General features: G+C 46.7%; 9 protein-coding genes and 1 pseudogene. 2 read left to right on the top strand and 8 right to left on the bottom strand.

Annotated elements, in window-relative coordinates:
* Nucleotides 1–27: 27 nt before the first annotated feature.
* Nucleotides 28–852 (top strand): IclR family transcriptional regulator, encoded by an 825-nt coding sequence (locus RGU72_RS19985; protein ID WP_322121416.1) that lies wholly within the window; start codon nt 28–30, stop codon nt 850–852.
* 10 nt (nt 853–862) lie between these two features.
* On the opposite strand, the gene RGU72_RS19980 is transcribed toward RGU72_RS19985, so the two are convergent.
* The 5 genes and pseudogenes from RGU72_RS19980 to RGU72_RS19960 all read right to left on the bottom strand — a co-directional run bounded on the left by RGU72_RS19980 (nt 863) and on the right by RGU72_RS19960 (nt 9,226).
* A complete protein-coding gene (locus tag RGU72_RS19980; RefSeq protein ID WP_322121415.1) occupies nt 863–2,518 on the bottom strand; it encodes a diguanylate cyclase domain-containing protein in 1,656 nt (551 codons plus the stop codon).
* Nucleotides 2,519–2,532: 14 nt separating this feature from the next.
* Entirely contained in the window at nt 2,533–3,294 is a 762-nt protein-coding gene (locus RGU72_RS19975) for a substrate-binding periplasmic protein (RefSeq protein WP_322121700.1), read from the bottom strand.
* 271 nt (nt 3,295–3,565) lie between these two features.
* A pseudogene (locus RGU72_RS19970) lies at nt 3,566–4,747 on the bottom strand (cation:proton antiporter); the annotation flags it as partial.
* Nucleotides 4,748–5,169: 422 nt separating this feature from the next.
* Entirely contained in the window at nt 5,170–7,932 is a 2,763-nt protein-coding gene (gene secA, locus RGU72_RS19965; protein ID WP_322121414.1) for a preprotein translocase subunit SecA, read from the bottom strand.
* Nucleotides 7,933–8,275: 343 nt separating this feature from the next.
* Complete coding sequence (locus RGU72_RS19960) at nt 8,276–9,226, bottom strand: M23 family metallopeptidase (RefSeq protein WP_322121413.1); 951 nt, start codon at nt 9,224–9,226, stop codon at nt 8,276–8,278.
* Between the two features lie 154 nt (nt 9,227–9,380).
* Here RGU72_RS19960 and RGU72_RS19955 point away from each other — a divergent pair, with 154 nt between their 5' ends.
* Nucleotides 9,381–9,884, top strand: a complete 504-nt coding sequence (locus RGU72_RS19955; RefSeq protein WP_322121412.1) for a DciA family protein — start codon at nt 9,381–9,383, stop codon at nt 9,882–9,884.
* Nucleotides 9,885–9,977: 93 nt separating this feature from the next.
* Here the strand turns inward: RGU72_RS19955 and lpxC are convergent, their stop codons facing one another.
* From lpxC to RGU72_RS19940, 3 genes are all read right to left on the bottom strand, one after another.
* The gene (gene lpxC, locus RGU72_RS19950; protein ID WP_322121411.1) at nt 9,978–10,913 is read right to left on the bottom strand and encodes a UDP-3-O-acyl-N-acetylglucosamine deacetylase; all 936 of its coding nucleotides are present in this window, start codon (nt 10,911–10,913) and stop codon (nt 9,978–9,980) included.
* A gap of 94 nt (nt 10,914–11,007) precedes the next feature.
* Nucleotides 11,008–11,727 carry a tRNA (guanosine(46)-N7)-methyltransferase TrmB gene (trmB, locus tag RGU72_RS19945; RefSeq protein WP_322121410.1) on the bottom strand — a complete coding sequence of 240 codons (720 nt, stop codon included), beginning with the start codon at nt 11,725–11,727 and terminating at the stop codon, nt 11,008–11,010.
* 115 nt (nt 11,728–11,842) lie between these two features.
* Nucleotides 11,843–12,919, bottom strand: coding sequence for a porin (locus RGU72_RS19940; RefSeq protein WP_322121409.1), 1,077 nt, complete (start codon nt 12,917–12,919; stop codon nt 11,843–11,845).
* Nucleotides 12,920–13,168 lie beyond the last annotated feature (249 nt).

The following is a 13,168-nucleotide window of genomic DNA, read 5'->3' as shown; positions in this document are numbered from 1 at the left end:
TTCCTCCCACATCACCTGTCAAGACGCATGCAAAATCTGATCAAGCCAGACCAAAAATCCCTCAGTGCAGCAAGCACCCAAGCCAAAGAAGATCGTCATTTTGTCACCGCTTTAGCACGTGGACTGGAGCTACTGGCTTGCTTTAGATCCGGGGATAAGGCGCTGGGAAATCAGGAGTTGGCAGAACGCTGCAAGTTACCTAAATCGACGGTGTCGCGCCTGACTTACACACTGACCAAAACCGGGCATCTGGATTACGTCGCAAGCATGGGCAAATACCGCTTGGGTTCGGCCACACTGGCGCTGGGCAGCGCGATGCTGGCGCGACTAGACGTGAGGCAACTGGCGCGACCGCTGATGCAGGAGCTGGCAGATTTTTCGCAAGGCATGGTGTCGCTGGGTATGCGCGACCGGCTTAGCATGATTTATGTCGAGAATTGCCGCAGCCAGACTGCATTGACCTTGAGCCTAGATATAGGCTCGCGGATTCCACTAGCAAGTACCGCAATGGGGCGGGCATATCTGGCCGCAGTCAAGGCCGATGAGCGACATGAGATTTTAGAATTGATACGCCAGGCCGACGAGGCGCAATGGCCTGCGGTGCAAGAAGGCATACAACAATCGCTGGACGAGTACGACCAACTCACTTGTTGCACCTCCTTTGGTAGCTGGCAAAAAGATGTGAACGCGATTGCGGTAGCGTTTTATCCCGGCAATGGCATGGCGCCTGTGTCGGTCAATTGTGGCGGTCCGGCGTTTAGCTTATCGCCCGATTTTTTGCTGAACGAAGTCAGACCGCGCTTGCTGGAATTAGTACAACGTTTGCGAATCGCTTTGGGGAATACCAACTAGCAAAGAGGTGTCAAGCCGGGTCAAAAACTTTAACCCGATCACGCCCTAATTCCTTGGCACGGTACATTGCATTGTCGGCATTCTTCGACAACTCAATTTCATCATTGCCATGTTGCGGATACAATGCGATGCCGATGCTGCAAGAGACTTGCAAGATGTGGCCGCCCGAGACTTCAAATGGTTCGCTGATAGTGGCACGGATTTTTTCTGCGACGAGTAAGGCGTCCTGCTCTAGCTCAATCACAGGTAACAGAATCATGAACTCGTCACCGCCCATTCTGGCAACGGTATCTGACTCGCGTACACATTGCTGCATTCTCTCTGCTACCGCACGCAATAACATATCCCCGACGTGATGGCCGAGATTGTCATTGATGGGTTTAAATTTATCCAGATCCAGATACATCAGTGCTAGTAAACTTTTGTCACGTTTTGCCTGCACAATCGCATGCCTCAGACGATCCTTGAACATCGCACGATTTGGCAAACCAGACAGCTCGTCGTACTGCGCCAGATACCGGAAACGTGCTTCGCTTTCGCGCAGCTCTTTGGTCATTTCTCGCGCTAGTGTCAACGCCCGTTCACGTCCGGACAACAACACCCAGGCCAGCACGGACAACAACGCACTAAGCAAAATACCGCTGGCTGCGATCAAGGTCGATTTATCGTTACCAATTGCTTTTTCCACCCCCGATGAGCTGGTCATCACAATCGTCCAGGAGCGACCACCGTTGCTGACATACTCAGTCGCTTGCAGCAACTGGGGCTTAATCACCTTGTTCAGATCTAGTCGTGCTGGCTTAGTTACGCTGGCATCACGACGCAGAGTGGCAGAGTCATACATCAAATTGGCGACAGTCGGCTCAACCCCATCGTAAATACATATATCGGTTGCACGCGGATTTTCGCCATACAAACTGGCCATGACTTCGGCAACACGAAAAGGGGCGAACACCCAGCCCAATAAATTAGCGCGCCGTGTCTCTTGCGTGTCGTGCGGGCTGCCATCTTTGTAAATCGGCAGATAAATATAGAAGCCATTCTGTGCGGGCACATTGTCTGCTGCCGGCAACTTAAGCATCGCTGTGACGGCAATCGCACCAGAATCACGGGCGCGCTCCATCGCCACTTTCTGCACGGGGTCTGAATAGGTATCAAAGCCAAGCATCTTGCGGTTGCGACCTATTGCAGGTTCTAACTGAATGATGGGCGCAGCAAATGTGATTGCCGGATTGGGTAGCGGATAAATTTGATACTCGCCGGATGTTTGTTGCCGCATAACGGCAATGTGCTGCTCAAAACTATCGCTAGCAACCGATAAAATAATACCGACACCTTCCATCCCGGCATGATCAGCACCCAGCTGCAGCATATTGATGTAATTAGCAAAGTCTTTACGTTGTACCGATTCTGAAATCGTAAACACACCTTGCGCACCACGCAACACTTGCTCGGACGAAGCCATACGCTGCTGTATGCGGCCAGAAATATCACGTACATTAAAATCTAATGTGGCGCGAACCTCTAGCAAGGCATTATTTTTCTCATGTTTCCAGAGTAAATAGCTGAGTCCTAAAGACATGCTCAGAATGAGCAAAACCACTAACTGGCGGCTAAAGTGACGACTCAGTTGATGATTTAGATAGTGACTAGTTTGATGGTTCATCCGGTTCATTATATTTAAAAATTGACCATCGCTTTAGCCAGTTCTGGCTGAAAATATTTCTCAAAAATGGTGAGGACTTTGCCGTCTTCGCGCATGCCTTTTATCAAGGCACGCCATTTTTCTTGTTCTTTGGCAGACAAAGATCGCTTGGACATAATCAACCCATGCGGCACTGAAGAATCGTCCATATCAATCACGATCGTGTGATCACGTATCGCTGTATTTGCGACCTGAGAATAATCAAAAGGCTCAATGATCATTGCCTGAATCCGGTTGGCTTCCAGTATCTGATACAAAGGGTCTAAATCCGATGCATAGCGGACTCTTTGCTCTGCGTGTAATTTATCCAATAAACGATTCGCGTTAGGACTGTATCGAAAAGAACGGATCACCCCCAGTTGCAGATCAGGATTATTTTCAAAATCTTTCAGTTGCTGGATATTGAGTTCTTTGCGTACCAGTAAATAATATTTGTTCGAAAAATACCAAGCGAAACTGGCAAAGCGATCGCGCTCTGCGTTACTAATACCGGACAAACTAAAATCTAATGCACCGGACTCAATCAATTGCCAGATACGTGCACGTGGCAACACGCTGATAATGACTTTGCAACCGCTACGCCGGCTCATTTCGTCCGCAATATCTTTATCAATTCCCTCGCCTGTTTTTGCCGAGTACAGCAAGCCGTGATCATGCAGTGCAAGAGTAAATGGGCGATTACAGTCAGGCTGCGCAACTGCTTTTGAAACTTCCTCAGCCTGCGCTAAACTGCACATCAATAACTGCAACGAAATAAATATCAGCAGTAATGCCAGCAATAAGGCCAGCAATAAGGCCAACGGTAACGCCAACGATAATACCCAACCATAAAATCCATGGCTGCGAGCTTTGGAGTGAGCAAAAAAATGCGTCATTGATTAGGTGTATTGACTTGTAGTGTTGACTTGTGGCGTAGTCATTATTTACAACATTATTTGCTGAGTTTTGTATCCATTTACTTCATGGCTTGCTTTATGACTTGATTGCCTTGCTGTGTTTAAATAAGTCCAAGCCTTTAAATACCAAGGAGTTGAGCGCAATCGAAATAATCGCTCCAGCCAAGATCAGGTTTTGCCCTTCCATTGATAACAATCCTAGCGAGACTCCCAAGCCTGCAAGGATAAATGAAAACTCCCCGATCTGCGCCAGACTGGCAGAGACTGTCAGTGCCGTATTGAGCGGGTAGCGGAATGCCAGTACTAACAAGAAAGCGGCAACTGATTTTCCAAAAATAATAATCAGCACTACCGTTAATACTTGCCAAGGCTGGGCGAGCAAAATACGTGGATCAAACAGCATCCCGACTGAGACAAAAAACAGCACGGCGAAGGCGTCACGCAAGGGTAAGGTTTCTTGGGCAGCTCTCAGACTCAGTTCGGATTCGCGCAGCACCATCCCGGCAAAAAAAGCGCCGAGTGCAAACGACACGCCAAACAACATCGCCGACCCATAAGCAATTCCGATTGCGGCAACTACCACGCACAGCGTGAACAGTTCTTGCGAACCAGTCCGTTCTACTTGCGCCAATATCCAAGGGAAGAGTCGTCGTCCCACAATCAGCATAAACGCGATAAAGGCGACCACCTGCGCCAGCGTGATTAAGATCGTCACTCCCAGACTGTGATGTGGCGCTGGTACGGCAGCATGATCAGCACCTTCTGCACCGAGCAAACCAGCCAGCGGCGGCAATAAGACCAGCACTAACACCATCACTAAATCTTCTACCACCAGCCAGCCGACTGCAATCCGGCCATTTTCTGAATCCAGCTCATTACGACTTTCCAGCGCACGTAATAAGACTACCGTGCTGGCAACCGACAATGCCAGGCCAAATACGATCCCCGCCCCCAAGTCCCAGCCCCACCAATACGCCACGCCTGCCCCCATCGCAGTAGCAACAACAATTTGTACGATCGCGCCGGGCAAGGCGATTCGCTTTACCGACAATAAATCTTCTAACGAGAAATGCAAGCCAACGCCAAACATTAGCAACATCACACCAATTTCTGCCAGTTGCCCTGCCAGATTAACGTCGGCCACAAAGCCGGGCGTGGCAGGACCTATCAAAATACCGGCAATCAGATAACCCACTAATGCGGGCAGTTTGAGACGGACAGCAATAAAGCCGATTAGCAACGCCAATCCAAAGGCGGAGGCAATCGTTGTGATGAGGGAAATATTATGTGGCATAGGCAAATGATTATTTTAAATACAGCAATTGAATGCAACAGGCTTGAGTGTATACAAATTCTGACAAACAACATTAAAACAAGCGTACGCAGGGGTCGTATTTTTAAAATTTACGTTGCAACACGGAAAAATATTTCTTTTTACGATATCTTCGGCGATTAAATTTAAATATACTCCCCCAGTTTTTTCATAAAATTACCTTAATGACCAATAAATATATGGACAATTAATTATACTAATAGGGAGTATATAATTTACTGATTTTTGGATGTATAGAATCGTATCTACTAAGAACTCAGTTAAAAATTCTGAAAAAGTAGCAGGCAATAAAAAAGGCGGAAATCTCCGCCTTTTTTATTTTGTGCCACATGCTTCTATTGCATCAGTGCAAACAAGCTAAATCATCAACCTAAATAATCAACTTAAGCCAGCTTACCGTGACACTGCTTATATTTCTTGCCACTACCGCAAGGACAAGGATCATTACGCCCAACCTTGAGAGCGTATTCCATTTGGGCCTGATCATTGTTTTCAGCCAAAGCGGTCGGTGCCAACATTTCTTCCGGGGTCGCATTTGCATCAAAATCTGCGTGTTGAAAATGAACATTCTCAACTTGTGATTGTGTCATTTTTTCTTCAGCAGCTTCGATTTCTTCACGTGATTGGATACGCACTGTCGAAACCGTTTTGACGACTTCATTTTTGATCAAATCCAGCATCTGTCCAAATAATTCAAACGCTTCGCGCTTGTATTCTTGCTTAGGATTTTTCTGCGCATAACCGCGTAAATGAATACCTTGGCGCAAATGATCGAGCGCTGCCAGATGTTCGCGCCAATGACTGTCGATACTCTGCAACATCACACTACGCTCAAATCCTGCGAAAGAATCTTTACCGACCAAGGCTACTTTTGCCTCGTAAGCTTCATCCGCTGCTTTTTGTACGCGCTCTAAAATGTCTTCATCATTCAGACTTTGCTCATTTTCCAGCATTTTGTCTAAAGGCAAATCCAGCGCCCATTCGCTTGCCAGCGTTGCTTGCAATGCCGGAATATCCCATTGCTCTTCCACCGATTCTGCTGGCACATAAGTGCGCACCACGTCGGCGAACATACCCGCACGCAAAGAAGAAATCAGTTCGGACATGTCTTGTGCTTCCAGCAAATCATTACGCTGCTGGTAAATCACTTTGCGCTGATCATTGGCGACGTCATCGTACTCAAGCAATTGCTTACGCACGTCAAAGTTGCGCGCTTCTACTTTGCGCTGAGCAGATTCAATCGAGCGGGAGACGATACCAGCTTCAATCGGTTCGCCTTCCGGCATTTTGAGTCTGTCCATGATGGCGCGTACGCGATCACCTGCAAAAATGCGCAAGAGCGGATCATCCAAAGACAAATAGAAACGGGAAGATCCAGGATCGCCCTGACGACCAGAACGGCCGCGCAATTGATTATCTACGCGACGTGATTCGTGACGTTCAGTACCGACGATATGCAAACCACCGGCATTGACAACATGCTCGTGTAAAGACTGCCACTCATCACGCAGTTGCTGAGATTTTTGCTGCTTTTGCGCGTCAGACAGTTTGTCGTCTGCTTCGATCAGCTGCACTTGCTTGGCGACGTTACCGCCGAGGACGATATCCGTACCACGACCCGCCATGTTGGTGGCGATGGTGATGCCTTTTGGACGACCTGCCTGGGCAATAATTTCTGCCTCACGCGCATGCTGCTTGGCGTTCAACACATTATGTGGCAACTTGGCTTTTTCCAAAATGCCAGACAAGAGTTCAGAGTTTTCAATCGATGTCGTACCCACCAAGACCGGCTGACCGCGCTCGTAACAATCTTGAATATCCACCAGCATCGCGCCGTATTTTTCTTGGGCTGACTTGTAAACCTGATCCTGACGATCTTTACGTTGGGATGGACGGTTTGGCGGAATCACGACCGTTTCCAGTCCGTAGATTTCCTGGAATTCATACGCTTCTGTATCGGCTGTACCAGTCATACCGGACAGTCGGTTATACATACGGAAGTAGTTTTGGAAGGTGATTGATGCCAACGTTTGATTCTCATTCTGAATCTTCACGCCTTCTTTGGCCTCAACAGCTTGATGCAAGCCATCAGACCAGCGACGTCCTGTCATCATACGACCAGTAAATTCATCGACGATCACGATTTCATTATCTTGTACGACATAGTGCTGATCTCGGAAATACAAAGCATGCGCACGCAAAGCAGCGTACAGATGATGAATTAAAGTGATGTTGGCAGCGTCGTACAGGGACGCGCCTTCTGGCAGCAAACCCATCTGCGTCAAAATACGTTCAGCGTGATCGTGACCAGCTTCGGTCAGTAATACCTGATGCGTTTTTTCATCTTTAGTGTAGTCGCCAGGAACTTCAACATTGCCGGTGCCGTCATGTTTTTCTTCACCGATTTGCAACGTCAGCAGCTTAGGGACTTCGTTAATTTTGTAGTACAGCTCTGTGTGATTTTCAGCCTGACCAGAGATAATCAGTGGGGTACGCGCTTCATCGATCAGAATTGAATCGACTTCATCGACGACGGCAAAGTTCAGACCACGTTGTACACGGTCTTTGGCTTCATACACCATATTGTCGCGCAGGTAGTCAAAGCCGAACTCGTTGTTGGTACCGTAAGTGATATCGGATGTGTAAGCAACTTGCTTATCATCATGATCGAGTTGCGATAAGTTGACACCGGTAGTCAAGCCCAACCAGCCGTACAATTTGCCCATCCACTCGGCATCACGCTGCGCCAGATAATCATTGACGGTTACCACGTGCACACCCTTACCGGACAAGGCATTCAGGTAAGTTGGCAAAGTCGCCATCAAAGTTTTACCTTCGCCGGTGCCCATCTCTGCAATTTTGCCGTAATGCAGCACCATACCGCCTATCATCTGCACATCAAAATGGCGCATTTTTAAAACACGCTTACTTGCCTCACGACAAACGGCAAACGCCTCTGGCAGGATTGCATCTAGTGTCTCGCCATTAGCAACGCGGGTTTTAAACTCCTCCGTCTTGGCTTTTAATGCCTCATCCGACAAGGCTTCCAGCGTAGGTTCCAGTGCGTTGATATCAAGCACGGTTTTTTGGTATTGCTTCAGAAGGCGCTGATTGCGGCTACCGAATATTTTGGTCAGGAATGACATGCTATGAATGGATGAGTGAATTCTGAAAAAATTGCTGACGGCGCCCGTACATCGTTAACACTAGCGCTACGAATTTACAACAGCAACAACAATAGACTAACTTTCGATTTTACCATGCGCGCATCATTTACTAACAATTGCACAATGACAAAATTAAGCATGATGGAAGAATTGGAGACAAAGGCAACAATATCAAGTGGAGATCGCTCGAAATTATCTTGTTAGCTTACAAAGTAGTTGCAAGCCAATGATTACTTTTTAAACAACAAACTGATTAAACCCGCTGGATTACGGCTAGAGGCGAAAAATTCAGGATTGCCACTCAGGCATCTTTATTTGAGACTTATTTTTGCCCCAGCTCGGCCATGCTAGCTTGATTAGCGCCGGCACTTAGGAATTTATGAGGGTTTTGCGGTATGCCTTTGACATGCACCTCAAAATGTAAATGCGCACCAGTGGAACGCCCAGTCGAACCGATGTCGGCAATATGTTGGCCGCGTTTCACGATATCCCCTACTTTTACGTAGACTTTGGACGTATGGGCATAACGGGTAATGATTTCTCCACCGTGATCGATGTCAATCATATTGCCAAATTCTGGATGAAATTCAGCCGCAATTACCACGCCGCCTGCCGCGGCGACTATAGGCGTGCCGGTTGGCGCGGGGAAATCAATACCTTCATGAAAAGCGCTGCGCCCTGAGAATGGATCAAGCCGCCAGCCAAAGCCAGACGCGTTGTAGCTGACATTAACTGGTGTAATGGTCGGCAATAATTTGGATTGCACTTTAAAACCCATGAGCTTGGTTTCCACCACATTCATGTAATCAGAGCGATTCTCAAGATCTTTCCCCATCGCATCTAATGCGGCTTGGAATTCGCTCATATTCAGTTCTTTTGCGGGAGCTGAGGAATTTTCTGGTCCGCCGCGACCTGGGACTTCACGGAAATTAAATTCTTCGGGCTTGACGCCTGCCAAGCCTTGCACTCTCTCGCCCAAGGCATCTAAACGTATTAACTGCGCCTGCATTTCCCCTAGCTTGACTGCCATTGCGGCAATATTTTCTTTCACATAACGGTCTTTAGCATTGGGGTCATTGACCAGCGCGACTGGGACGTAGTTGCTTAAAAACGGTATTTCTCCGCTGGCAAGGCGTAACGTCAATGCCGCCATCAAAGCGGAGCACAAAATGGTCAGCAATAAAAAGCCAACAACGGCTACGATAATATGTCGGGAACTGAGGGTGATGGATTTGGCTTGGGTAAAGCGTGAATGCATGACGATGATTTGCATCAATTCACTCCATGACTAATAGAACAAATAAGAGAAGAAATAAAACAACTATTTAGCAGATAATCCGGCAGCAATGTGAGTGTCGGCAAAGCACTCATCCGCTCGTGAGCAGGCAACTCGATCAAATCTGGTTGTTTGTGGTAAGGTTCCATCCATGCAAGCATCTTCACCACCTCCCTATAGACTCAACATCAAGCGCGGCCGCAAGTTGCCAGTAACCACTGGCGCCGCTGACTTTTTACGTAGCAACGATCAAATTTCGCCTTTATTACCTACGATCAGGCGCAATGCCAAATTACAAAAAGACTGTGGAAACTTGTTGCCCGCGATGTTCAATGCCTGTGATGTGCTGCAACTGGAGGAAGGGCAGTTAACTCTATCCGCGCCTAACGCTGCGCTAGCCACCAAGCTGAAACAACAATGTCCAAAATTACAAGACGCTTTAGTACAGCGGGGATGGCAGATTAACGCAATCCGTATCAAAGTACAAGTCAAGAGAAAAGTCGAGCCCAAACCTTACGTCAAGCAATGTAGCCTGTCGAACCAGGCGGTGAATGCGTTTAATGTGCTTGAGAATACCTTGGAAAATACGCCGCAAAATGCGGGTCTGATTGCCGCTTTACACAATCTGGTGAAGCGGCATCAGAGTGAAACATAATCAATAAAAATGGGGAGTATTTTTAATCGTCCAGAGAATTACTGCACGATACGGCATATTTTTACTATACAAGGCAGGAGTATAGTCAAGATATCAGGTTAAAGCCCATTCCCGCTGCTCTTGCAAACCATAAGAATCTGGCGCGGATTCTATTTCATCAAACGTCACAACTTCATACGCATCTGGCTGAGCTAATAAAGCCCGCAACAGCTGATTATTCAAACCATGTCCTGACTTATGCGCTGTGTAACTCGCTAAAAAAGGATGGCCGATCAGATAGAGATCGCCAATGGCGTCCAATATTTTGTGGCGCACAAACTCGTCATCAAAGCGCAAGCCATCTGCATTAAGGATACGATATTCATCCATCACAATGGCATTCTCCATAGAACCACCACGCGCCAGACCAATCCCACGCAACATTTCCACATCTTGCATAAAACCAAAAGTACGCGCCCTCGCAACATCTTTCACATACGAGACTTTGGCGAAATCGACTTCGGCCGTTTGGGTCGTGCCATCGACTGCAGGATGATTAAATTCGATAAAAAAATGCAGTTTGAAGCCGTTAAATGGTTCGAGGCGTGCCCATTTTTCACTTTTCCCGCTACCTTCACGTATTTCAACAGGCTTTAAAACACGAATAAATTTCTTCGCAGCATTCTGCTCCTGCATACCTGCTTGCTGTAATAAATAGACGAAAGAAGAGGCAGAGCCATCCATGATAGGAATTTCTTCAGCACTCACATCAATGTATAAGTTGTCTATACCAAGACCAGCACAAGCCGACAATAAGTGTTCAACAGTAGAAACTTTAGCGCCATTATTCGACAAGGTCGATGCCATACGGGTGTCGCCGACATTGAGTGCCGTAGCGTGGAAAACAACCGGTGGGTCAAGGTCAATGCGGGTAAAAATGATACCCGTATCAGCGGGTGCCGGACGCAAAATCAAATCGACTTTGGTGCCAGAATGCACGCCTACGCCGATTGTTTTGACTGATGTTTTGATAGTTCTTTGTTTTAGCATGAAATCATTATAACGATTTACTACAGTTGCTATGTATCACCATATTTTTGCAGAGCAAGATTTTGACTCAACATAGCAGAGAGCAACGCTCTTTTTATATTTTACTGAATACCAAATCCCAGACACCATGGCCCAATTTTAAGCCACGATTTTCAAATTTAGTCACAGGACGGTAATCCGGACGCGGAGCATAGCCTTCAGACGTATTCTGTAAAGTTGGCTCTGCGCCTAGCACTTCTAACATCTGTACTGCGTACTCTTCCCAATCCGTTGCACAATGCAAATAACCACCGGGAGCAATCCGCGAGGCTAGTAAAGCGACCAAAGGACTTTGGATCAAACGACGTTTATTGTGACGCGCTTTATGCCATGGATCCGGAAAAAAGACATGGACGCCTGCTAAAGAGTTTGGCGCAATCATATTAGTCAAAACTTCGAACGCATCATGTTGGATGATGCGCTGATTCAACAAACCCAATTCATCCGTCAGCTTGAGCAAGCTACCAACACCTGGCGTATGCACTTCAACGCCGATAAAATTTTTCTCGGGCATGCTGGCAGAAATCTTGGCGCTCGTTTCGCCCATACCAAAACCAATTTCAAAAATGGTAGGTGCCGTGCGACCAAAAAGACTATTTACATCCAATATAGTTTTTTGATAAGGGACTAAAAATTGTGGCCCCAGCGTCGCAATAGCACGCGCCTGCGCATCAGATAAGCGCCCGGCACGTGTCACAAAACTACGAATACGGCGCTCAGCCGGATCATAAAAAAGTGGTTTGGATGTAACGTCGGCAGGTTTGGTGTCAGACATACTTAGGAAATTAAAATGGAGTTAACGCGAGAATACAACAAAGACAATGGGGTAGCCATTTCTGACTACCCCATCAATTACTTTTAAATCAATTCAGGCCTAAGCCACAATGTGATTAGAACAGATGACGAATGCCAAATGTCAGCTCTTTAACGTCAGCACCGCTAACTGTGGTCAATACTTTAGAGTTAGCATCTTGAGTTGTACGTGCATAAGCAGCGTACAAATCAGTACGCTTGGACATCGCATATTGGTAACCCAATGCGAACTGTTTAGCATCGCCAACTGTGTTGAACGTTGTTGTATTGATACGTGTTGAATCTTTAACTTTGGAATAAGTTGCGATTACTTTGTTAGAAGCATCAACTGGAACTGTTGCACCAACTGTAAATACTTTCTTATCCAAAGCCAAAGCTGCATCATCTTGTACTTTTTGATAAATTACGATTGGCTTAGCAATACCAAAATCATATGTAGCTGCGATTGTGTTTGCTTTTTTGCCGTTGATTGGACCACCAACAACTGCTTGCTGATTATCTTTAGTGTAGTTGTATCCGATATCAAAGCCTGCTGCCGTATAGCGCAGATTCAAACCTAAGGAGCGGCCAGCAGATGTATCGCCAGCGACTTCGCCAAAACCATATCCAGCCAAAGCGGAGAAACCATTCAGGTTGCTTGGTGTAGAGTAAATAATTGCATTTGTGATACGGCCATTAGATGCACCAGCTGTATTCGCTGTATCGCCGCCAACGAAGTACACCGTATTACCGGACAAACCGTTACCGCTGTTAATGAAACCAGATGCAAACGGATCAAAATTGTCGAAGAATTTAAAAGCTGGCGTTTTATCGCGGCCTAAGTCAACAGCACCAAAATCACCAGACAGGCCGACTAATGAACGACGACCGAATGCTTTACCACCTTGAGCCGAACTACCGTCGTCAATATTCAATCCCATTTCCAACACGAAGTTGGCTTTCAGACCGCCGCCCAAATCTTCAGTACCTTTAAAGCCAAGGCGGGAACCACTTTCTTGACCACTTTGAATCTTAGATGTCTTACCTGCTGCCAAGCCGGTATCTAGGCTTTGGAAACCAGCATCAGCGATACCGTAGATCGTGACGGAAGATTGAGCGAATGCTGCGCCAGAGAAAGCACCCATTAGAGCGAGTGCGAGTAATGATTTTTTCATAGGGTAATATCCAGAAAATAGTAAGTTTAGTCTTTGCTGCAACACAACAAATCGAGTGCACAAAAACAAATTTGCAGGTCTTTAACAGCCTTGAGTCCTTAAAAATAACCCAATGACATGTTCTAGCATATCTGCGGAAAATGACAACTTGATGAAATAAGTGATATTAACTACCTACGTTCAACAAGCTGTCGCACAAAACACACACGAGCCCTTCTCAACTACAACGTGCTAAATCGTTGGACTGCT

This window comes from Undibacterium sp. 5I1 (assembly GCF_034314085.1).
Lineage (GTDB): Bacteria > Pseudomonadota > Gammaproteobacteria > Burkholderiales > Burkholderiaceae_D > Undibacterium.
The sequence above is the reverse complement of the archived record's forward strand: the minus strand, read 5'-3'. Positions and strand labels throughout refer to the sequence as shown.